Source organism: Corynebacterium freneyi (genome assembly GCF_030408835.1).
Lineage (GTDB): Bacteria > Actinomycetota > Actinomycetes > Mycobacteriales > Mycobacteriaceae > Corynebacterium > Corynebacterium freneyi.
On the sequence record NZ_CP047357.1, the window covers coordinates 1,645,357 to 1,666,592 of the forward strand.

General features: G+C 69.6%; 17 protein-coding genes and 1 pseudogene. 10 read left to right on the forward strand and 8 right to left on the reverse strand.

Annotated features, from left to right (window positions below):
• Window positions 1-197: 197 nt before the first annotated feature.
• Window positions 198-1,559, reverse strand: coding sequence for a class I SAM-dependent methyltransferase (locus tag CFREN_RS07410; RefSeq protein ID WP_244979519.1), 1,362 nt, complete (start codon window positions 1,557-1,559; stop codon window positions 198-200).
• Window positions 1,560-1,666: 107 nt separating this feature from the next.
• Between CFREN_RS07410 and CFREN_RS07415 the strand changes: the two genes are divergently transcribed.
• Together CFREN_RS07415 and CFREN_RS07420 are read left to right on the forward strand one after the other, a co-directional pair.
• Window positions 1,667-3,082, forward strand: coding sequence for an NAD(P)/FAD-dependent oxidoreductase (locus tag CFREN_RS07415; RefSeq protein WP_070522135.1), 1,416 nt, complete (start codon window positions 1,667-1,669; stop codon window positions 3,080-3,082).
• Window positions 3,083-3,154: 72 nt separating this feature from the next.
• Window positions 3,155-4,993, forward strand: coding sequence for an ABC transporter ATP-binding protein (locus CFREN_RS07420; RefSeq protein ID WP_070522131.1), 1,839 nt, complete (start codon window positions 3,155-3,157; stop codon window positions 4,991-4,993).
• Window positions 4,994-5,036: 43 nt separating this feature from the next.
• Here CFREN_RS07420 and CFREN_RS07425 read toward each other — a convergent pair whose 3' ends face one another.
• Entirely contained in the window at window positions 5,037-5,549 is a 513-nt protein-coding gene (locus CFREN_RS07425) for a PaaI family thioesterase (RefSeq protein WP_070522128.1), read from the reverse strand.
• Between the two features lie 156 nt (window positions 5,550-5,705).
• Here CFREN_RS07425 and gnd point away from each other — a divergent pair, with 156 nt between their 5' ends.
• From gnd to CFREN_RS07455, 6 genes and pseudogenes are all read left to right on the forward strand, one after another.
• A complete protein-coding gene (gene gnd / locus CFREN_RS07430) occupies window positions 5,706-7,148 on the forward strand; it encodes an NADP-dependent phosphogluconate dehydrogenase (protein ID WP_209652802.1) in 1,443 nt (480 codons plus the stop codon).
• A 65-nt stretch (window positions 7,149-7,213) separates the two neighbouring features.
• Complete coding sequence (locus tag CFREN_RS07435; RefSeq protein WP_209652800.1) at window positions 7,214-8,467, forward strand: DEAD/DEAH box helicase; 1,254 nt, start codon at window positions 7,214-7,216, stop codon at window positions 8,465-8,467.
• A 90-nt stretch (window positions 8,468-8,557) separates the two neighbouring features.
• The gene (locus tag CFREN_RS07440; protein WP_209652798.1) at window positions 8,558-9,943 is read left to right on the forward strand and encodes a hemolysin family protein; all 1,386 of its coding nucleotides are present in this window, start codon (window positions 8,558-8,560) and stop codon (window positions 9,941-9,943) included.
• Window positions 9,940-10,986 (forward strand): annotated as a pseudogene (locus CFREN_RS07445) (hemolysin family protein); the annotation flags it as partial. The gene CFREN_RS07440 and the pseudogene CFREN_RS07445, both read left to right, overlap by 4 nt.
• A 176-nt stretch (window positions 10,987-11,162) precedes the next feature.
• The gene (locus CFREN_RS07450; protein ID WP_141743041.1) at window positions 11,163-12,077 is read left to right on the forward strand and encodes a 3-methyladenine DNA glycosylase; all 915 of its coding nucleotides are present in this window, start codon (window positions 11,163-11,165) and stop codon (window positions 12,075-12,077) included.
• A gap of 93 nt (window positions 12,078-12,170) precedes the next feature.
• Entirely contained in the window at window positions 12,171-13,856 is a 1,686-nt protein-coding gene (locus tag CFREN_RS07455; protein ID WP_209652796.1) for a hypothetical protein, read from the forward strand.
• Window positions 13,857-14,030: 174 nt separating this feature from the next.
• On the opposite strand, the gene CFREN_RS07460 is transcribed toward CFREN_RS07455, so the two are convergent.
• The 5 genes from CFREN_RS07460 to secA2 all read right to left on the reverse strand — a co-directional run bounded on the left by CFREN_RS07460 (window position 14,031) and on the right by secA2 (window position 19,154).
• Window positions 14,031-14,528, reverse strand: coding sequence for a MerR family transcriptional regulator (locus tag CFREN_RS07460; RefSeq protein ID WP_224372129.1), 498 nt, complete (start codon window positions 14,526-14,528; stop codon window positions 14,031-14,033).
• A gap of 490 nt (window positions 14,529-15,018) precedes the next feature.
• Window positions 15,019-15,558, reverse strand: coding sequence for a bifunctional nuclease family protein (locus CFREN_RS07465; RefSeq protein ID WP_209652793.1), 540 nt, complete (start codon window positions 15,556-15,558; stop codon window positions 15,019-15,021).
• Window positions 15,559-15,575: 17 nt separating this feature from the next.
• Entirely contained in the window at window positions 15,576-16,325 is a 750-nt protein-coding gene (ftsR, locus tag CFREN_RS07470; protein WP_035123683.1) for a transcriptional regulator FtsR, read from the reverse strand.
• A 40-nt stretch (window positions 16,326-16,365) separates the two neighbouring features.
• On the reverse strand, window positions 16,366-16,794 hold the full coding sequence (odhI, locus tag CFREN_RS07475; RefSeq protein WP_070522107.1) for an oxoglutarate dehydrogenase inhibitor Odhl: 429 nt from the start codon (window positions 16,792-16,794) through the stop codon (window positions 16,366-16,368).
• An 83-nt stretch (window positions 16,795-16,877) separates the two neighbouring features.
• Window positions 16,878-19,154 carry an accessory Sec system translocase SecA2 gene (secA2, locus tag CFREN_RS07480; RefSeq protein ID WP_209652791.1) on the reverse strand — a complete coding sequence of 759 codons (2,277 nt, stop codon included), beginning with the start codon at window positions 19,152-19,154 and terminating at the stop codon, window positions 16,878-16,880.
• Window positions 19,155-19,321: 167 nt separating this feature from the next.
• Here secA2 and rraA point away from each other — a divergent pair, with 167 nt between their 5' ends.
• Both rraA and CFREN_RS07490 read left to right on the forward strand, forming a co-directional pair.
• Window positions 19,322-19,798 carry a ribonuclease E activity regulator RraA gene (gene rraA, locus CFREN_RS07485; RefSeq protein ID WP_035123760.1) on the forward strand — a complete coding sequence of 159 codons (477 nt, stop codon included), beginning with the start codon at window positions 19,322-19,324 and terminating at the stop codon, window positions 19,796-19,798.
• Window positions 19,799-19,800: 2 nt separating this feature from the next.
• Complete coding sequence (locus CFREN_RS07490) at window positions 19,801-20,490, forward strand: glycoside hydrolase family 25 protein (protein WP_209652789.1); 690 nt, start codon at window positions 19,801-19,803, stop codon at window positions 20,488-20,490.
• Here CFREN_RS07490 and CFREN_RS07495 read toward each other — a convergent pair.
• Window positions 20,487-21,050: a DinB family protein gene (locus tag CFREN_RS07495; RefSeq protein ID WP_209652787.1), complete on the reverse strand. Its 564-nt coding sequence runs from the start codon at window positions 21,048-21,050 to the stop codon at window positions 20,487-20,489. The genes CFREN_RS07490 and CFREN_RS07495 overlap by 4 nt on opposite strands.
• Between the last annotated feature and the right edge of the window lie 186 nt (window positions 21,051-21,236).

Sequence of the window (21,236 nt, forward strand, 5' to 3'; positions counted from 1 at the left end):
GATTATCCCGATTGGCGCGACCAAGTTTGCTTTACGACGAAACTAGTTCGGCGTGGGCACCCGCGCGGTCGCGAGCGGCCCGAGCGGCCGGGACATCCGCGCAGGGGCGAGCGGCTCAAGCACCCGAGCACCCGAGAACCCGGGTCGACGCGATCAACGGTTGCGAATGGTGCGGACGGGTGGCTGCCCCGTGGGGATCAGCGGCGTTTGCGGGGCTTGGCCATGAGTTCGAGCTGCACCATGTCCGTGCGGCCGGAGGCGACGAGCGCCTGCTGCAGGGCCAGGTGGAAGTCCCACAGGCGCCGGTAGACGCGGTCGTAGCCGAGCCCGGCGGCCTCGCGGGAGTGGGCGGCGAAAAGCTCGCGCCACAGTTCGAGCGTGCGGTCGTAATGGGCGGGCAGGTGCGACTCGGAGAGGATGCGCAGCCCGGTGTCGCGGTCGACGATGCGCCGAAACTCGTCCAACGTCGGGTAGTACAGCGCGGGCCACACGTAGGAGCGCACCAGATCCAGCGCCGCTCCGGCGGAGTCGTCGAAGCGGTCGCCGGCCACCGCCATCTGCACCACGATGGTCCCCCGGTCGGCGAGAACCCGTTCGGCGCCGCGCAGCCAGCGGCGGATGCCGTCGAGGCCGAAGGTCTCCAACCGCTCGACGTTGAAGATGGCCTCGTAGTCGCCGTCGAAGTCGCGCGGCGAAGGAATCACCTCGTCCGCCCGCAACACGCGGACGGGACCGGCCAGGCCCGCCTCCGCGGCGCGCGTGCCGACGACGTTGGCGTGATCGTCGGAGATGGCCAGAACATCGGCCGAGGCGCCTCGGTCGGCCGCCCGAAGCGCCAGCTCACCGCCCGACGACGGCCACTCCAACACGCGATCTCCGGCGCGGACGCGGGCCAGGTCGAGCATTCGGTCGACGCGCCGGGCCTGCGCCTCCGGCAGATCCGCGCGGATGACGCCCTCGGGAGCGTCGATGCGGGTGACGTCGACCTTCCAGTGCGCCGGCGCTCCACCGCGGCCGGCCCCCTGCGCCTGATTGGGAATCTCCTCCAGCGACGTGGTCCGGGCACCCGAGGCGAACAGCGCCGAGCCGCCGGTCAACGCCGGGCCGGCGAACAATTCGATGAGCGACGCGGGCAATTCGCCGCCCGGCCCCGTCGCGCGCGGCGTGGGGCGGCGACCCGACAGCTTGCGCAGGCCCCTGCCGACCCGGCCCTCCGCACCGACGTCAAGGCCGGCGTCGAAAAGCGCCGCCAACGTCCGTGGCAACGTGTCCGATTCCCACTCGCCCGCCAGAAAAGACTCGCCCAAGCCGACCCAGTCCGCCTCGGCGATGCGGCGGAACATGGCATCCGAGTCCCGGATGCCGATCGTCGCCGAACCGGGCCCGTCGATCTCCACGCCGTACCGGGCGCAGGCACGGCGAAACGACATGCGCGCCAGGTCGGCGCGCTTGCCCAGCAGCGGACCATCGGGCACTCGCGCAACCCCCGGCCACCGCTCGGCGTCGACGGAGAAACGGTCCACGCTCATTGCGGCGCTCCTCCCCTCGTTTTCGGCCATGCGGGCCAGGCTACCGGCCGACGCGGCCAAATAGGCGGCGGCGCACCGCAAGCACTATCATGACCGCGTACCAACACCCATGTACGAATTTTCGAGGAGATTTTCTCATGACCGAGACGCCCTACCGTCCGCGTACCGGACGACCGCACGTCGTCATCGTCGGGGCGGGCTTCGGTGGCCTCTTCGCCGCCAAGAAGCTCAAGGATGAGAACGTCGACGTCACGCTCATCGACCGTACGAACCACCACCTCTTCCAGCCGCTGCTGTACCAGGTGGCCACGGGCATCCTCTCCTCCGGCGAGATCGCCCCGCCGACCCGCCAGATCTTCGACGGCGTGCAGAACGTCCGCGTGGTCAAGGGCGACGTCACCGACATCGACGTCGAGGCGCAGACCGTCACCTCCAAGCTGGGCGACCGCGTGCAGGACTGGGAGTACGACTACCTCCTCGTCGCCGCCGGCGCGGGCCAGGGCTACTTCGGCAACGACCACTTCGCCAAGTACGCCCCGGGCATGAAGACCATCGACGACGCCCTGGAGATCCGTTCCCGCATCATCGCGTCGTTCGAGCACGCCGAGGTCGCCACCGATCCGGCCGAGCGCGAGCGCCTGCTGACCTTCGTCGTCGTCGGCGCCGGCCCGACCGGCGTGGAGCTGGCCGGACAGCTCGCCGAGCTGGCCAACCGCACCCTGACGTCGTCGTACCGCAGCTACAACCCGCACGCCGCACGCGTCATCCTGCTCGACGGCGCCCCGCAGGTGCTGCCGCCGTTCGGCAAGCGACTGGGCCGCAACGCCCAGAAGCAGCTGGAGAAGCTCGGCGTCAACGTCAAGCTCAACGCGATGGTCACCGACGTCAACGAGCATGGAGTCACCTACAAGAACGCCAAGGACGGCACCGTCGAGACCATCCCGTCCTACTGCAAGATCTGGTCCGCCGGCGTCTCGGCGTCCCCGCTGGGCAAGATCATCGCCGACCAGTGCGGCGTCGAATGCGACCGCGCCGGCCGTGTTCCGGTCAACCCGGACCTGACCGTCGGCGAGCACAAGAACGTGTTCGTCGTCGGCGACATGATGGCCCTCGACGGTCTGCCGGGCGTGGCCCAGGTGGCCATTCAGGGCGGCGAGTACGCCGCCGAGCTCATCAAGGCCGAGACCGAGGACGGCGAGGTCGCCGAGAACCCGACCCGCGAGCCGTTCGATTACTTCGACAAGGGCTCCATGGCCACCGTGTCCCGCTTCGCCGCCGTGGTGAAGATGGGCAAGGTCGAGGTCACCGGCTTCCTGGGCTGGTTCCTGTGGCTGGCCGTGCACCTGATGTTCCTGGTCGGTTTCCGCAACCGCCTGGTCTCCGTCATCAGCTGGGGCCTCAACGTGCTCACCCGCGACCGCTACCAGCTGGTGTCGACCCGCCAGCAGATGTACGCGCGCACCGCCATCGACCGCCTCGTCGAGCTGACCGGCGACGACACCGGCATCCGCGACAAGAAGGACGCCGGCGAGATCGAGGGCGGCGACAAGTAGCCCCGCACGCCCCGGATTCCGGCGCAGCGTCCACGGATTTCCGATGACGACCGGACTGTAGGATCGGAGTCCATGACGAACTCCTCCCCCACGCCCCGCCTCACCCTGAGGCGGGGCGTCGGCATTCTGCGGGAACACGTGCGGCAATCCCGGGCCGCGTTGGTCGCGGTGGTGGCGCTGTCGGTGATCGGGGCCCTGGCTTCGCTGGTGCAGCCGCTGTTGGTCAACCGCATCATCGACTCGGTGGGCGCCGGTTCCGCGCTGGCGCCGTTCATCTTCGGCCTCGTCGCCGTGGTGCTGTTGACGTCGGTGGTCGGAGCGGCGCAGCAATATCTGCTCGGGCGCACCGCGGAGACCATGGTCCGTTCCCTGCGCCACTCGCTGCTCGACCGTCTGCTGCGACTGCCCGCCTCGGCGTACGGTCGCCATCGCACGGGTGATCTGGTCTCGCGCGTCGCGGCGGACACGGACTCGGTGCGGACGGCGCTTACCGGCGGCATCGTCGACGCCCTCGGCGGCGTCCTCATCATCGTCGGTTCGGCCGCGGCCATGATCTGGTACGACCCGGTCCTCTTCGCCGTCGCGCTGGCGGTCCTCACGGGAGCGGCGATCACCGTCGCCGCGGCCTCCGGAAAGATCCAGGAGCTGTCGCGCCGGGTCAGCGAGTCGACCGGCGCAATGTCGTCGGGGGTCGAACGCGCGTTGTCGGCGATCGTCGCCGTCCGCACGGCCGGCGCCACGGAGTCCGAGGCGGCGTCGCTGAAGGCCGACGCCGATCGCGCCTGGCGCGCGTCGCTGCGGTCGGTGCGGTTGGAGGCGTTCCTGTGGCCGATGAGCGGCCTGGCCATCCAGGTCGCGTTCCTCATGGTCCTGGGCCTGGGCGGCGCGCGGGTGGCCGCGGGGGAACTGTCGGTGGCAGACCTCATGGCCTTCCTGATGTTCCTGTTCATGCTGATGATGCCGATCGGCCAGCTTTTCGGCGCCATCACGTCGGTCGCCGCCGCCCTGGGTGCGCTGGCCCGCATCGACCAGGTCATGGCCGAACCCACCGAGGACGCCGCCGATTCCCCCGTCCCCGGCGCAGCACCCGACCTGTCCGGTGCCGTGCCCGCCGTCGAATTCGACGACGTCGTATTTTCCCACGACGACGAGCTGGATCCTGCCGGCCGCACACCGGGCCCAGGGAAACCCGGAACCCCCGACGAATCCGGAACCCCGCGCGGCCCCCGCGACCGCGTGCTCGACGGCGTCTCCTTCGCCGCAGACGCGGGCCGCACGACGGCGCTCGTCGGCCCGTCGGGCGCCGGAAAGTCGACGATTCTCGCGCTCATCGAGCGTCTGCACGATCCCCGCCACGGCGTGGTCCGGGTCGGCGGCGCGGACGTGCGTGACCTCGACCGCGCCGAACTCCGCAGCCACATCGCCTACGTCGAGCAGTCCGTCCCGATTCTGGCCGGCACCATCCGCTCGAATCTGACGCTCGGCCTCGGCGACGTCGTCGACGATAGGTGCCGCGACGCGCTGGCCGCGGTCAATCTCCTCGACCGCATCGACGCCCACGACGACGGCCTGGACGCCACGGTCGGCGATCGCGGCATCGGGCTGTCCGGCGGAGAGCGTCAGCGTCTGGCCATCGCGCGGGCGTTGCTGGCGGATCGGCCGATCCTGCTTCTCGACGAACCGACGGCCTCCCTCGATTCCCGCAACGAACGGGCGCTGCAGGAGGCCATCGGCACCGCCTCACGCCGTCGGACGGTGATCATCGTCGCCCACCGTTTGGCCACGGTCGCCGACGCCGACCAGATCGTCGTCGTGGACGCCGGTCGGGTCCGCGCCACGGGCACCCACGCGGAGCTGATGGAGTCGTCGGCGCTCTACCGTGACCTGGCCCGCGATCAGCTGCTGTCGTAACCGCTCGAGGCGGGCCGCCCGCTACCCGGATTGCGCGCCCGGGTTATTCGCCCGGGTTCTGGCCCGCCGGGAGCACCGCGAGCCGCAGGTTGGTGCGCGACAGCAGCTTGCCGTCGGCCTCGCGGACGTGCCGGATTTCCCACACCTGCGAGGTCCGGCCCAGGTGCACGGGCGTCGCGGTGGAGATCATCACGTCACCGGTCTTCGCCGAGCGGTAGAAATCCGTCGAATTGTTCACGCCGACGACGGGGCGGTCGGCGCCGGCGGCGATGAAACCGGCGACGGAACCGCAGGACTCGCCGACGGCCGCGTACACGCCGCCATGGCCGACGCCCCACGGTTGCAGGTGCTCGGGGCCGAATTCCAGGCGCATGCTCATCATGCGCGGGCCGACGGCGACGTAGGTGGTGCCCAGATGCGCATCGAGGCCGGCCGCCTCGACGTCGCCCTCGATCACGGTGTTGAGCTCGGCGATTTCCTCGTCGGTGAGCACCCGCTCGCCGGCGATCTTCATCAGCTTTCCGTACACGCGGAACTTCTCCGGGGGCATGACCATCGTCGGTACCTCTTTCCTTGTGGTGGGCGTCGTCAAGCAAACGTACTTTCCCGGAGGATACCGACGGCGACGGCGACCGTGGCGTTTTTCCCGCAACCCGAACAATCGCCGCCCGGACCGGCGTGCCGATCCGCTCGTGCGCTTACACTGACGGGCATGGACAACGAGAAGCAGCAAGCACAAATCGGCGTCGTCGGCCTGGCCGTCATGGGCTCCAACATCGCCCGCAACTTCGCCCGCAACGGCCACACCGTCGCGGTGTACAACCGCAGCCCCGAGAAGACCCGCGCCCTCATCGCCGAGCACGGCGACGAAGGGTCGTTCGTGCCGTCGGAGACCATCGAGGACTTCGTCGCCTCGTTGGAGCGCCCCCGCCGCGCCCTGATCATGGTGCAGGCCGGCCCCGCCACCGACGCCGTCATCGAGCAGCTCGCCGATGCGATGGAGGAAGGCGACATCATCATCGACGGCGGAAACTCGCTGTACACCGACACCATCCGCCGCGAGAAGGCCATCCGCGCCCGCGGTCTGCACTACGTCGGCGCCGGGATCTCCGGCGGCGAGGAGGGCGCCCTCAACGGCCCGTCGATCATGCCGGGCGGCCCCGCCGAGTCCTACGAGTCCCTCGGCCCGCTGCTGGAGTCCGTGTCCGCGCACGTCGACGGCGTGCCGTGCTGCACCCACATTTCCACCGACGGCGCCGGCCACTTCGTCAAGATGGTCCACAACGGCATCGAGTACGCCGACATGCAGGTCATCGGAGAGGCATACCAGCTGCTGCGCGACGCCGCGGGCATGTCCCCGGCCGAGATCGCCGACGTCTTCCGAGAGTGGAACGCCGGCGACCTGGACTCCTACCTGGTGGAGATCACCGCCGAGGTGCTTTCGCAGGTCGACGCGGAGACCGGCAAGCCGCTGGTCGACGTCATCGTCGACGCCGCCGGCCAGAAGGGCACCGGCCGCTGGACCGTCAAGGCCGCCCTGGATCTGGGCATCCCGACCACCGGCATCGGCGAGGCGGTCTTCGCCCGCGCCCTGTCGTCGTCGCTGGACCAGCGCGCCGCCGCCCGCGACCTGCCCTCCGGCACGGTCACCGGTGGCCCCGAGAATCGCGACGAGTTCATCGAGAAGGTCCGCCGGGCCCTCTACGCCTCGAAGATCGTGGCCTACTCGCAGGGCTTCGACGAGATCAACGCCGGCGCCGCGGAGTACGGCTGGGACATCGACCGCGGTGCGCTGGCCACCATCTGGCGCGGCGGCTGCATCATCCGCGCCCGCTTCCTCAACCGCATCAAGGAGGCCTACGACCGCAACCCGGAGCTGCCGGCCCTGCTGCTGGACCCGTACTTCCGCGACCAGGTTTCCGAGTGCCTGGACGCGTGGCGCGACGTGGTGGTCACCGCCACCCGCATGGGTCTGCCGACCCCGGTGTTCTCGTCGTCGTTGGCGTACTACGACGCCCTGCGCGCCGAGCGTCTGCCCGCCGCCCTGATCCAGGGCCAGCGCGATTACTTCGGCGCGCACACCTACCGCCGCGTGGACAAGGAGGGCTCGTTCCACACCCTGTGGTCCGGTGACCGTTCCGAGGTGGAGGCCTAGCCATCTCCTCCCCTTCTTTCCCGGATCTCGGGGTTTCGGAGGCCGTGGTGCGCACGCTGCGGTCGATGCGCGTCACCGAGCCGACGCCGATTCAGGCGGCGGTGCTGCCCGACGCGTTGACCGGGCGCGACGTCCTCGGCCGCGCCCCGACGGGTTCCGGCAAGACGCTGGCCTTCGGCATTCCGTTGGTCCAGTCGTTGGCGGGGGCGGCGTCGAAGCCGGGGCGCCCGCGTGGGCTGGTCATCGCCCCGACCCGTGAGCTCGCAGACCAGATCGCCGACGTCCTCGGCGATCTCGGCGCCGCGGCGGGGCTGCGCGTGCGTGCCTTCGTCGGCGGGGAGAACATCAACCGGCAGAAGCTCACGCTCGCCGCGCCCGTCGACGTCGCGGTGGTTACGCCGGGTCGTGCGCACGATCTGCGCAAGCAGAAGCGGCTTTCGCTTGACGACGTCTCGGCCGTGGTCATCGACGAGGCGGACGAGCTGGCTGCGCTGGGATTTTTGCCCGATGTCCTGGGCCTGGTCCGGGCCACCTCGGCGGGTGCGACGCGGATGCTGTTTTCGGCGACCCTCGACGAGGCCGCCGAGGTGCTCATGGAGGGCCGCGCTCCCGTGCGCCACGAAGTCGCCGACGCCGTGGTGTCCGTCGACACGATGAAGCACCTGGTTTTCCGGGTGCCCGACAACGACGCCGCCGATGCCGTCACCGCGTGGATCGCCGCCCGCGAAGGCCGCGTGGTCTTGTTCTGCAACACCCGGAACCGGGTCACGTCCCTGGCCGGGTACTTGGCCGACCAGGGCATTCGCGTCGAGGCGCTCCACGGCGACCGGGGACAGACCGCCCGACGCGCGGCGCTGGCCGGTTTCGCCTCCGGCGAGGTGCCGGTGCTCGTGGCCACCGACGTCGCGGCCCGCGGCATCGACGTCGACTCGCTCGACCTCGTCGTCCACGTCGACCCGCCGCCGGAAGCCGCGACATACGTCCACCGCTCGGGCCGCACCGCCCGCGGCGGAGCCACCGGCACCGTGGTCACCATCGTCCGCGATCGACAGGCCGAGGAGACCGAGGAGATGCTCCGCGCCGCCGGCGTCACCCCCGAGGTCATGGACGTCTCCCCCGGGTCGAAGGCCCTGAGGAAGTGGACCGGCGCCCGCAAACCCCCGGGCCCCTCGCGCGGGGCACGCGGCTCGGGCGGACACGCGGGCCGTCGTCACGCGGGAACCGGAACCCGGCACCGCACCGGAGCCGGACGGGGACGCCGCGGCACGGCAGCCGCCTCGCGCCCGCACCGGCCCAAGAAAAAGCGCGGCAAAAAGTAGTGCGGAAGAAGTAGTGCGAACCCCGGAAAGGGAAAGACGCCGGGCCAACGGGCCTGCCGCGACGCGCCGGAGTAGGATCTTTCCCTAATCATGGACATATTCCTCAACATCGTCGCGGTGCTCGGCTTCATCGCCCTCACTGCGGGCACGGGTTTGTTCGTCGCCTTCGAGTTCGCGTTGACCGGCCTGGAACGCTCGGCGATCGACAATGACGTGAAAAAACGCGGCGACGGCCCGGCGCACTCGGTGAGCAAGGCCCACAACCGCCTGTCGTTCCACCTCTCCGGCGCGCAGCTCGGCATCACCCTGACGACGCTGGCCACCGGTTTCCTGGCGGAGCCGGTCCTGGCCCGCTACTTCACCCCGATGCTCGAATGGGCCGGCCTGTCCGAATCCGCGACCCGGCCGACGGCGCTGGTCCTGGCGCTGATCGTGGCCACGGGCCTGTCGATGATCTACGGCGAGTTGGTGCCGAAGAACGTCGCCATCACCGAGCCCCTCGGCGTCGCGCGCGTCACCGCCCGACCGGTCATGTGGTTCAACTGGGTGTTCTACGTGTTCATCCAGTCGATGAACCTCACCGCGAACTGGATGGTGCGCAAGCTGGGCATCGAGCCCGCCGACGAACTCGCGTCGGCGCGTTCGCCCCAGGAGCTCGGCGCGCTGGTGAAGAACTCGGCACAGCACGGCGCACTGGACAAGCAGAAGGCGCAGATGCTGGAGAGTTCGCTGAAGTTCGGCGAGACCACCGCCGAGGACCTGATGACCCCGCGCTCGACGATCATCTCCCTCGACGTCGCCGACACGGTGGAGGATCTGCTGGCCATCGCCCTGGAGTCCGGGCGGTCGCGCTTCCCCGTCACCGACGGAGACCTCGACGCCACCATCGGCGTCGTCCACGTCAAGGACGCCTTCACCGTCGCCGCCGCCCGCCGCAAGTCCACCCGCGTGGCTGAGCTGGCCCGCCCGGTGCCCGTGCTGCCGCAGTCCCTCGACGGCGACGCCGTGCTCGAGGCCGTGCGGTCGGCGGGTTCCCAGGTCGCCCTGGTCGCCGACGAGTACGGCGGCACGGCGGGCATCGTCACCATCGAAGACGTCGTGGAGGAGATCCTCGGCGAGGTCTACGACGAGTACGACGACGCCGAAGCCGAGCAGGAGGTCCGCCACGTCACCGAAGGCTGGGACTGCTCGGGCCTGGTGCGCGTCGACGACCTGCCGCAGAAGGTCGGCTACTTCGCCCCCGACGGCGACCATGAAACGCTCGGCGGCGTGATCATGATGGCCCTGGGCCGCATCCCGGCCGAGGGCGACGTGGTGCTGTTGCCGGAAACCGACCGCGACATCCTCGACGAGTTCGAGTCGGGGCTGCCGGGCCGCTGGTACGCCCGCATCCTCGCGATGGACGGGCGGCGGGTCGACCGGGCCCTGCTGATCCCCATCACCAACGAGCGTGCGAAGGAGATGTTCGAGCGATGAGCGACTGGTTCGGCATTTCCCTCACTTTCCTGTTGTTGGCGTTCAACGCCTTCTTCGTCGGCGCGGAGTTCGCGTTGATCGCCGCGCGCCGTGATCGCCTGGAGGCGCTGATCGCGCAGGGCAAGAAGCGGGCGAAGACCGTGTTGGGCGCCACGGAGCATCTGTCGATGATGCTCGCCGCCGCCCAGTTGGGCATCACCATTTGTTCGCTGCTGTTGGGCAAGGTGTCGGAGCCTGCGATCGCGCACCTGTTGGAGGAGCCGTTCGCCGCCCTCGGGGTGCCGGAGTCGCTGCTGCATCCGATCAGTTTCGCCATTGCGTTGATGCTGGTGTCGATCCTGCACATTCTGCTCGGCGAGATGGTGCCCAAGAACATCGCGTTGGCCGGCCCGGAGACGATGGCGATGTGGCTGACGCCGGTGCACCTGGCGTTCTACAAGGTGACCAAGCCGCTGCTGCTGTTCTTCAACTGGGTCGCCCGCCAAACCCTGGCGTGGTTCGGCATCACGCAGAAGGATGAGCTCGATTCGACGGTCAACACCGATGAGCTGGCGTCGATGATCGCGGAGTCGCGGCAGGAGGGTTTGCTTGACGACGAAGAGCATTCCCGCCTCAACCGCGCCCTGTCCTCGGAGAATCGCTCCATTCGCGAGGTGCTCATCGTTCCGTCGAAGACCCGCACCGTTCCGGCGTCGCCGACGGTCGGGGACCTGGAGGTGGCGGTGACGGAGACCGGGTTCTCCCGCTTCCCCGTCGCCGACGCCGATGGCCGCTACCGCGGTTACGTTCACGTCAAGGACGTCCTGGACCGCGTGCTCGATCCGGCGTCCGGCCCGGACACCCCGATTCCGGACGAGGAGATCCGCGAATTGATCGTGGTCGACGCCGATGGGGCGATCGACCGGACCATGCGCGAGATGCGTCGTCGGTCGGCGCACATGGCCATGGCCGTCGAGGACGGTGCGTTGGTGGGCATCGTGACGCTGGAGGATCTCATCGAGGAGCACATCGGCGTCGTGCGCGACTGGACCCACGAAACCAACCAGGCCATCGCGGCTCGCCCCGGCCGCGCCACCGCGCAGGGCACGGCAGTCAAGGCCGCCCAGGTCAAGACCGCCGCCGTCCGTGCCGCCGCGAAGGCCGGCGCCAAGGCTCCCGCAAAGAACACGGCAAAGACCACGGCCAAGAATCCGCCGCAGCCCGGCGGCCCGCGCGGCGCATGACCGCCGCGGATCCGGTGACCGGCGGCACCGGCGAGCCGCACGAAACGGTTCTCCCCCTCGAGCGGTGGCTGGCGCGCGCCGACGCCCATGCCCGCCGCGCCGACGCCCTGTGCGCCGACCATCTCGACCGCCGGGCCCGGGGGCGCAAGCACCCGGTGTGGGACTTCCTCTTCGAGTACTACCCGGTGCGTCCGGGCACCCTGCGCCGATGGCAACCGGGCCTCGGGGTGGCCTTGGCCGGGTCGGATGATCCCCGCGCCGCCGAGCACGTGTCGCACCTGCGCGATTTCGTCGTCGGCGACGATGGCATCGCCCGGCTGGACCACTCGGCCCATGCCCGGCGCCGTGGCGAAGCGATCTCCTACATCGCCGACCTGCTGGCCGGCACCATGGCCAACGACGCCCATTTCGACTGCTTCGGCCTTCACGAATGGGCCATGGTCTACCGCGCCGACGACACTCGCCACGCGGTGCCCCTGCGACTCGGGCAAGCGGGAACCGACGAGGTCGTCGTCACGCACAGGGTGCGGTGCACGCATTACGACGCCTACCGGTTCTTCACGCCCGAGGCCGTGCCGCTCAACGAGAACCGGCCGACGCGCGCGACCCAACCGGCGTGCGAACAGGCCGGGTGCCTGCACGCGAACATGGACCTGTACAAGTGGGCCACCAAGCTCGGCCCGCTCGTCCCCGGTGAGCTGTGGCTCGACGCGTTCGAACTCGCCCGCGACGTCCGGCGGCTCGACATGGAGGCCTCGCCCTACGATCTGGCGGACTTCGGATTCGAACCGGTGCGCATCGAAACCGCCGAAGGCAAGGCCGAGTACGTTTCCCGCCAGCGGGAACTGGCCGAGCGCGCCGCGCCGATCCGCGCGGAGTTGCTCCGTTTGGCGAGGTCGTTTCACGGCTAGGGTGGGATGCAAGTGCAGCAGCGCCGCACCGCAGCATCGCCGTACTGCGGCATTGCAGCATCGCAGTCACCATCCGGGAGGAGCTGAGCGTCCGTGGGCAGGCATTCCGACGGCAAGCCGAACTACCGCGTGGCCAAGGGGCCGTTGATTTCGCTGCTGGCGGCGATTCTCGTGGGGGCGATGATCTTCGCGTGGGTGACGCTGCGGACTTCCGACGGCGACGATCCCGGGATCTCGGCCGACTGTTCCAAGGGGGATCTGACCCTCGTGGTCGCCGCCGATCCCGCGGTGGTCGGCGTGGTCCGCGAGCAGGTCGACGCCTGGGCCGCGACCGACCCGGTGGTCCGCGAGTACTGCGTGCGCCCGCAGGTCACCGCCAACGGTTCGCAGCAGATCCTCGACGTCATCCGGGAGCACGGCGACGACGGAGCCGACGGAGACGCGGATGGCACCGGCGGTGCGACGGGCGGCGTCAAGCCCGTGCTGCCCGCCGTGTGGGTGCCCGCCGACGATTCCTTCGTCGACGCGGCCCGCGACTCCGGGGGCGTGGGCGTCGACGGCGAAACCGCCCGCTTCTCCCCCCAGCCCGTCGGCCTGGCCGTGGCCTCCGACCGTGCCGCGGACGTCAAGGGGCGATCGTGGGACGACATCGCGGGCATCGAGGATTTGGTCATCGCGACCCCCGGCGGGCCCGACGCCGTGGTGTCCTCGGTGGTCAACGCCCGCCTGACGCCGGATACGCGGGGTCGGGAACTTCTCGACGCCTCCGAGGAGCGCCTCGCCGCCGGTGGCCGATTCACGTCGGAGGCGCTGCTGGGCCAGTTGGCCAAGGACACCGCCGAGGGCTACGACGCCGTCGCCGCGACGCAGTCGATGGTCGACGCGTCGACGCAGACCGGGTCCGAGGGCCTGAGCTTCACCTCCCCGGATGGTTCGCCGGCCCTGTCCGCGCCCATGGTGGCCTTCACCTCCGGTGGTCCGATCAACGAGGTCAACGCCCGTGCCGCGGCGGAGTTCGTCAAGTACGCCCGCAAGAACGGCGTCGACGCCGACGCGCCGGGCGACGGGGACGACGAGACCGCCGCCGGTGCCCTCGACGGTGCGGCGGGTGAGATTCTGCCCGACGTCGCCGCCCGCGACACCGACCCGTTTGCCGGCATCGACGCCGAGGACCACGGTTCCGACGGCGCGGGCGACGATTCCGACGGCGATGCGGCCACCACCGAGCCCGCCGGGTCGACGCTGGTGCTGTTGGACACCTCCGACGGCATGGACCTCGAGGCGGTGCGCACGGCGCTGACGCCGCTGATGGACCGTGCGATCGACGGCGAGGGACGCCGCGTCGCCCTGTGGAACTACTCCTCCCCGCTGTCGGCCGGCGTGACCACCCCGGTTCGCCAGAACGTCCATTTCGGCGCCGGTGCCAAGGACCGGTCGGTCGAGGTGCTCGGCCAGCTGAGCACGGGCGGCGAACCGTGGCTGTGGCGTTCCGTCGGGCCGGCGGTCGACTACGTCGCCGAGGCATGGTCGCCGGGAGTGGCCAACCGCGTGGTCCTGGTGACCACCGGCTCCGACGCCGCCGACGATGACGCGGCCGCGGCCATCGAGCGGATCACCGCCGCCGCCACGACCGACCGGCCGGTCCGCGTCGACGTGGTCGTCGTCGGCGAGGACTCCACCGATGGCGCGCTGCGCGAGCTGGCCTCGGCCACCGGCGGATCCGTCCAGGTGGCCGGCACCGACCCGACTGCGGCGCTGGTGAAGGCGATGGGGCTGTAGCCGGGTACCGCTCGGCCACCGCTCGCCCATCGCTTTCCCGCTGCTGAGCCACCATTCACCCACTACTTGGCAGCTGCTCTCCGGCCGCCCGGCCACACGCGTGGTGCCCAAAGACGCGAAAACGCCCCGCGGGGAGGTGCGGGGCGTCGTCGTTTCAGTGGCTTGGTCGGACTCCTAGCCGATGCGGCGTCGGCGGCGGGCGGCGAGCTCGTCGACCGGGGCGGCGACCGGGGTGCCGTCCACGCGCTCGGACGGGAAGCTGGCGATGGAGCCTGCGAGTTCCTTCATGATTCCCGGCACCGCGATGCCGAACACGCCCTGACCGCCGTTGAGCAGGTCGATGACCTCCTCGTTGGAGCGGCACTGGTACACGGTGCGGCCGTCGGACACGAGGGTGATGGTGGCCAGGTCATCGACGCCGAGGTCGCGGAGCTTGTCCACGGCCAGGCGGATGTTCTGGAGGGAGATGCCGGTGTCGAGCAGGCCGCGGACGATCTTCAGCACGAGGATGTCGCGGAAGGAGTACAGGCGCTGCGAGCCGGAGCCGTGGGCGTTGCGGATGGACGGTTCGACGAGTCCGGTGCGCGCCCAGTAGTCGAGCTGGCGGTAGGTGATGCCGGCGGCCTGGCAGGCGATGGGCACGCGGTAACCGACTTGCTCGTCCGGGCCCATGTCGAACAGCGACTCCTGCACGCCGGCGTCGGTGGCGTCGTCGAGCTTGGAGTCCTGGCGATCAGCTGCGCGATCGTCGACCATGTTCGTGTTCTCCCCTGGTAGTTCCACTGTTGTCGTTTATCTTTCGCCAAGGTTAAGGCACTGTCAACAGGATTTCGGCCGACACGCCGCGTGTCTAAACCTAAAGTTCAGGTTCAGACTTCGTGTTTCACGTATTCGCAGGTCAAAGCACCCTCATTCATCGCGACATGGGAGTTTGCGACTCAAGTCAAGGATCAGACTTCGGGGGTAATCGGGGGTGCCACTCCATGCACTCCAGTCATCATGAGTCACATCAGTAACACGTTTGGGCGCGCGGCATCGCCTCGAAAAAGGAGAAAAAGCTTTGCGACGCCCGCCGCAGCATGAGTGCGCGGGCGTCGCAATCAACCGGTGCCGCAAGCAGCCGGCACACGTTCAGCTGGCTGCGAAAGGAGCCGGCGCCCGATCAGCGGTCGTCGCCGGATCCGTCCCCGTCGCCGGGCTCCCCCAGGAAATCGGCGGCGTCGATCTCGTCGAGGAATCGGGCGAACTCCTCCACCGACTCCTCTTCCTCCTCTTCGGCCAACTCGGGGTCGTCGAAAAGCGAGCCCGCCGGAACGGACACCGACTCGAGGATCTCCCTCGCGAAGACCAGAGGGGCCTCCGCGATCTCGCACACCGCAATCGCATCCGAGACCCGGCAATCCACGCGGCCGCCGTCGGAAAGCACCAGGGACGCGATGAACACGCCCTCATGGAAGCCCGTGACCTCCGCCCGCTCGATCGAATTGCCCGTGGACTCCGCCATCTCGACGATGACGTCCTGGGCGCAGGGCCGGTTCTGCGTCATGCCCGCTTCCCGGGCCGCCAGATACGCGGCCTCGGCGGCGCCGATCCACACGGGGACGACGCGACCGCTACCCGGCGGCGACAACAGAAGAACGGGGTGGTCCTCCGGCTCGTGGACCAAAATGCCGCGCGATTCGACCTCTACGAAATCATCCATGCCACACGACCGGCCCATCAACGACCGAGGTCGTCGTTGACCTGACGCTTCAGCAGCGTTCCGTGCAGGGTGACCAGCAACGCGGTCATCTCCCGCGCCATCTCCTCCGCCTTCTGGCGGGCGCCGTCGGCCTTCGACCGCGCCATCGGGGCGGTCGCCTGGCCGATGAGGTCGGCTTCGCGCGACGCCGCGGTGCGGATGGTCTTCATGTGCCGGGCGTCCAGGCCGAACTCGCGCAGCTTGCCGGCGGTGGTGGCCAACGCCAGGTCATCGCCGTCGAAGCAGTCCATCGCATCCGGGGACAGCAGCCGGGCACGCACCAGGCTGCCCACGAACTCCTCGTCGACGCCCGCCCGCTCCGCCAACTCCGCGCGAGTGAGATGGACCACCGCGGAATCGCGGAACTGATCCGGCGTCACCAGCGGCGTCACCGACGCCAGGCCCTCACCCACTGCGGCGACGTTTCCGGCGTCGATATTGTCCAGCTGCTCCTTGATGACCTTCAGCGGCAGGTAATTGTCGCGCTGGACGGTGAGGATGTAGCGGAGCCGGTCGACGTCGGCACGGGCGAAACGCCGGTACCCCGACTGGCTGCGGGACGGCGAAATGAGGCCCTCGGACTCGAGGAAACGGATCTTCGACACCGTCACGTCCGGGAACTCCTGCTGGAGCTCCGACAGAACGGCGCCGATGGACATCTTCCCCGCGGAACGGGTCCGCGGGGAAGTTGCCCCGGAGTCGGGGGCGGAAGCGGGAACTGCTGCCACGACGTGGTACTTCCTGGTGGTTTTGCTTCGGGCTGGGGGTTTACTTCGGGGACGTGAGGAAGACCAGACGGAACTTGCCGATCTGGACCTCGTCGCCGTTGGACAGGACGGCCGAGTTCTTCGGCTCGCGGTTGACGTAGGTGCCGTTGAGCGATCCCACGTCGACGACCTCGAAGGTGTCGCCCTCCATGCGGAACTCCGCGTGGCGGCGGGACACGGTGACGTCATCGAGGAAGATGTCGCTGTCGGGGTGACGACCGGAGGTGGTCACCGGCTGATCCAGCAGGAAACGCGAGCCGGCGTTGGGGCCGCGCTTCACCACGAGCAGCGCCGAACCTTCGGGCAACCCCTCCACGCCGGGCACGGCGGGATCCTGGCCCGCGCCGGACTCCATCTCCTTGAGCAGGTCGGCGCGGAAGACCGAGGTGGTCTCGACCGAAGCCTCAGGCTTGCCGGTGTTGTTCGTCATTGCACATCCTCCGGATAATCGTCCGATTTCCTGTAACGCCATAAATCATAGCCGTTGGGGCGGACCCATGTGGTGCGACTCCCTCAACGGAACAAGGCCGCAACCGCCCCGATCGCCGAGTCGCCGCCGGACAACGGGTTGTCGTTGACCATGTACGTCCAGGTCGAACTGGGTCGGCCCATTCCCTCGGCGTCCAGGTCGACGCCGTCGGCGGTGATGGTCACCTCGCGGAAACTCTCCGCCGCCCGATCGACCGCCTCGGCGGCGAGATTCTTGAACGCCGCGATCGCCGCGCGGTGGAACTCGTCGATGGGGCTTTCCTTCGCCAACGCGCGCAAATGCACCGACTCCCGCAGGTCGTCCAGGTCCGCCAGATGCTCCGACCACCCCAGGTCCAGGTGGTGCAGCGCGATCTCGCGGGCGGCGACGACGGCGACGTCTTCGGGCACGTCGGCGAGGATCTCCTTCGCGCGCTCGGGCTCGCGCTCCGACAGCTCCCGCCACGCGAGATCCGTGGTGAGCAGACGCTCGCGACGCTCGTCGAGGATCGCCCGCTGGTCGCCGATGAGCTTGTTGTACTTCCACGTCGTGGCGTGGATGGACAGCATCGTCGCCTCGGTGACGCGCTGGGCGCGATCGACGAAGGCGGCGGCACGGGCGTCGCGGATGCGGCCGTCGGCCTCCGGCGTGACGGTGAGCTCCTCCCCGGCCCCGCCTTCGACCACCATGTCGTCGTCGAGGGCGACGAAGAACACGCTGGAACCCGGATCCCCCTGGCGGCCGGCACGTCCGCGCAGCTGGCCATCGAGACGGGCGGTGCGGTGCCGGGCGACGCCGATGACGCACAGGCCGCCGAGCTCGACGACCTCGTCGCGGTCGGCCTCGTCGCCGCCGCCCAACCGGATGTCGGTGCCGCGGCCGGCCATCTGCGTGGACACGGTCACCCGCCCCGGGGCACCGGCCTCGGCGATGACGGCGGCCTCCGCCTCGTCGTTCTTGGCGTTGAGCACCGCCGCCTCAATGCCGCGTTCGGCCAGCGCGTCCGCCAGCCGCTCGGACTCCGCGACGTCGCCGGTGCCCACCAGCACCGGGCGGCGGCGCGAATTGACCTCGATGACCTCGTCGACGACGGCGGCGAACGCGTCTTCGTGCGTGGCGTAGATCCGGTCGGGTTCATCGTCGCGGATGCAGGGTTCATTCGGGTCGACCACGGAGACGCGCATGCCGTAGAACTCGCGGAACTGGTCGCCGGCGGCGACGGCGGTGCCGGTCATGCCGCAGGTGATGTCGTAGCGGCCGATCAACTGCTGGATGGTCAGCGTGTCCAGCACGCGACCGCCGCCGGAGACGTCCAGGCCCTCCTTGGCCTCCACCGCCGCCTGGAGCCCGTCCGGCCAGCGCTGCAGGTCGGCGATGCGGCCCCGCGAGGAATCCACCAGCGCCACCTTGCCGTCGCGGACGATGTAGTCCACGTCGCGGCGCAGCAGTTCCCGGGCGTGCAGGGCGACGTTGACCTGCACGAGGGTCGTCGAGACGTTGTCCTCGTCGTAAAGCGATTCGATGCCGAGCAGCCGCTCGACCCGCGCCGCGCCGATGTCGGTGAGAAACACGTTGCGGCGCCCGGCGTCGACGGTGAAGTCATCGCCCTTGACCAGCCGACGGACGATGTCGGTGATGCGACCCGCCGGAGCATCCCCCTCCGCCGAACCGGCCAGGACCAGGGGAACCAGCGCCTCGTCGACGAGCACCGAATCGGCCTCGTCGACGATGGCCACGCGCGCCGGCTGCTGCACGCGGTCGGCGACGTCGATGGCGCAGCGATCGCGCAGCACGTCGAAACCGAGCTCGTTGACGGCGATGAACACCACGTCGGCCGCATAGGCACGGCGCCGGGCCGCGGCGTCGTCGGACTCGTGGACCGACGCGGCGGTCAGCCCCAGAAACTCGAAGATCGGCCCCATCCACTCGGCGTCGCGGCGGGCGAGATACGAATTCACCGTCACCGAATGCACGCGCTCGCCGCGCAACGCGAACCCGGCGCCGGCCAGCGCACCGGACAGGGTCTTGCCCTCGCCGGTGGCCATCTGCACCACGTCGCCCTCCAGCAGACGCAGCGCGCCCTGCAGCTGGACATCGAACGGACGCAGACCGATGGCGCGTTCGGCGACCTCGCGCAGGCAGGCCAGAAGCTCGGGCGCATCATCGCGATTGTCGCGGGCACGGGCCACCAGGTCGGCGTCGGAAAGCCCCTTCAGCTCGGGCTCGAGCTCCGCGGCCCGCGCCACCAGCGACACGCTGCGCTTCTGGTCGCGGCTCTGCTTGCCGCCGAGTGCCTTCCAAAACCAGTTCATTCCGGCCACGTGAGCCTCCATCCGCTCGACATCCGCGCGACGACGACCGCGCGACCGACGCACCCGGCACGGGTCCTTACTCCGCCCCACCCTAACGCACCCCGCGGATCGGCCGGTCTGGCAATCTTGGGGGGAAAGACACCCGACGACTCAACGATGAGAAAGTGGAGGCCACCATGGGCGACGCCCAGTTCATCCCCACCGCCGACCTGGTCGACGAGATCGGCGCGCACGTGCGCAGCTGCGATACCCAGTTCCGCGACATCGGCGGCAAGCGCGAATTCTGCGGCCGCATTTCCACCGTCCGCTGCTTCCAGGACAACGCGCTGCTCAAGGCGGTGCTGTCGGAGGACTCCGACGGTGGCGTGCTGGTCATCGACGGTTCCGGTTCGCTGCACACCGCCCTGGTCGGCGACGTCATCGCCGGGCTGGGCCGCGATCACGGCTGGGCCGGCGTCATCGTCCACGGTGCGGTGCGCGACTCGAAGCTCATCGGCGAGATGGACTTCGGCTGCAAGGCGCTGGGCACCAACCCCCGCAAGTCCACCAAGACCGGCTCCGGCGAGCGAGACGTCGTGGTCAGCTTCGGCGGCGTCGATTTCGTGCCGGGCGACATGGTCTACGCCGATTCCGACGGCATCGTGGTGCGGTAGGCATGCGCGGCGTCGGCACCGGTTTCGTCACCGGCGTCGACGTCAGCCAGTGGCAGGATGGGCTGCGCCTGTCGCGGGCGGCGGAGGCCGGGCACCGGTTCGCGATCGTCCGCGCCTGCGACGGCACGTACCCCGACCCGGTTTTCGCCTCGCACGTCGCCGACGCGCGGGCGTCGGGGCTGGTCGTCGGGGCGTATTGGTATGTGCGCCATCCCCGGGAGGGGACGTCGTTCCGGCAGCAGGCGCGGGTCGTCGCGGGCCAGCTCGGGTCGGTTTACGGTTCCTTGCTTGACGACGCCCCGGCCGTCTGGCTCGACGTCGAAACCGCGCCGCATCGCCTCGACGCCGATGATGTGGCGGAGGCGGCCCGGGCGCTGGACGAGGTTGGGGTGCGGTGCGCGGGGATTTACACGACGCGGTCCTACTGGCGTCTGCGCAGCTTCCCCGACATCGGCGGTGGACTGTGGTTGGCGCAGTGGCCCGACGACGTCCGCGATGTCTCGGAGGTCGGCGACGACCGTGGCGAGGGAGCCGCCGGGTACCCGGGCGACGATCACCGGGCGTGGCGGCCCTTCCGGGGCCGAACCCCCGACCTGTGGCAATTCACGGATCGGGGGTCGGTGGCGGGGTTCGACGTCGACGTCAACGCATTCCGCGGCGATGTCGACGACCTCAAACGGCTGCTCGCCTAGTTGGCAGCCGAGACGGACCACTGCGGGTCGCGGCCGATGAACGCCATGAGACGATCAACCGGATCGTCGGAGTCGGTCTCCACGGCCGGGCCGAAGTGGCCGGACTCCCGGAGGCCGTCGCCCATCGCGGCCAGGCCCTCGCGCACGCCGGTGGCGTAGGGGCCGGAAAGGTGAATCTCGACGTCGGCCGAGCGGGCGAGGTCCCACGTGTGCATGAAGATGTCCGCCGTGTACAGGCGGTCGATGGCCTCGTCGAGACGCATGCCGGCGAAATCGCCGGACTCGATGATGGCCCCGGCCCGGTCACGGTCATCGAGAATGGCCTGCACCTCGACGGTGCGCAGACGCCAACGCTCGGCGAGACCGCGCGACGGAATGTCCGACAGGGTCGGGCCACCCCAGGACTCGAGCGCCGCCGGGAACCAGGCGAGCAGGTGCTCGACGATGTCACCGGCCGTCCACTCCGGCACGGGAGTGGGCGCGCCCCACTTGGTGACGCGGTCGGCGACGGCGGCGAAGTCGCGCGCGACGTTTTCGTGGCGGGTAGAGATCTCGGTCAACTGTGCCTCCTATGATCGCCGGGACGGGCTGGTGCGTGACCGGTCGCGATGGGTGCCGCGGCCGCTATCCGCGGTCTGTTCCGACGTATTTCCCCGCCGGGCGGCGGGTGGATGGTTACGAAGAATAGCGCTAACGATAGCCATTCCCGTCGGCTTTTCCGAAACGCCGCACCTGTAAACCCGTCG

Bases quoted from the DNA above. Each gene is read 5' to 3' on its own strand.
- gnd (WP_209652802.1), top strand. From the start codon at position 5,706: ATGGACAACGAGAAGCAGCAAGCACAAATCGGCGTCGTCGGCCTGGCC.
- CFREN_RS07465 (WP_209652793.1), bottom strand. From the start codon at position 15,558: ATGGATGATTTCGTAGAGGTCGAATCGCGCGGCATTTTGGTCCACGAG.
- CFREN_RS07490 (WP_209652789.1), top strand. From the start codon at position 19,801: ATGCGCGGCGTCGGCACCGGTTTCGTCACCGGCGTCGACGTCAGCCAG.
- CFREN_RS07420 (WP_070522131.1), top strand. From the start codon at position 3,155: ATGACGAACTCCTCCCCCACGCCCCGCCTCACCCTGAGGCGGGGCGTC.
- CFREN_RS07460 (WP_224372129.1), bottom strand. From the start codon at position 14,528: ATGGGCCCGGACGAGCAAGTCGGTTACCGCGTGCCCATCGCCTGCCAG.
- CFREN_RS07410 (WP_244979519.1), bottom strand. From the start codon at position 1,559: ATGGCCGAAAACGAGGGGAGGAGCGCCGCAATGAGCGTGGACCGTTTC.
- CFREN_RS07450 (WP_141743041.1), top strand. From the start codon at position 11,163: ATGACCGCCGCGGATCCGGTGACCGGCGGCACCGGCGAGCCGCACGAA.
- CFREN_RS07435 (WP_209652800.1), top strand. From the start codon at position 7,214: ATGCGCGTCACCGAGCCGACGCCGATTCAGGCGGCGGTGCTGCCCGAC.
- odhI (WP_070522107.1), bottom strand. From the start codon at position 16,794: ATGACGAACAACACCGGCAAGCCTGAGGCTTCGGTCGAGACCACCTCG.
- CFREN_RS07415 (WP_070522135.1), top strand. From the start codon at position 1,667: ATGACCGAGACGCCCTACCGTCCGCGTACCGGACGACCGCACGTCGTC.
- CFREN_RS07425 (WP_070522128.1), bottom strand. From the start codon at position 5,549: ATGGTCATGCCCCCGGAGAAGTTCCGCGTGTACGGAAAGCTGATGAAG.
- CFREN_RS07440 (WP_209652798.1), top strand. From the start codon at position 8,558: ATGGACATATTCCTCAACATCGTCGCGGTGCTCGGCTTCATCGCCCTC.
- rraA (WP_035123760.1), top strand. From the start codon at position 19,322: ATGGGCGACGCCCAGTTCATCCCCACCGCCGACCTGGTCGACGAGATC.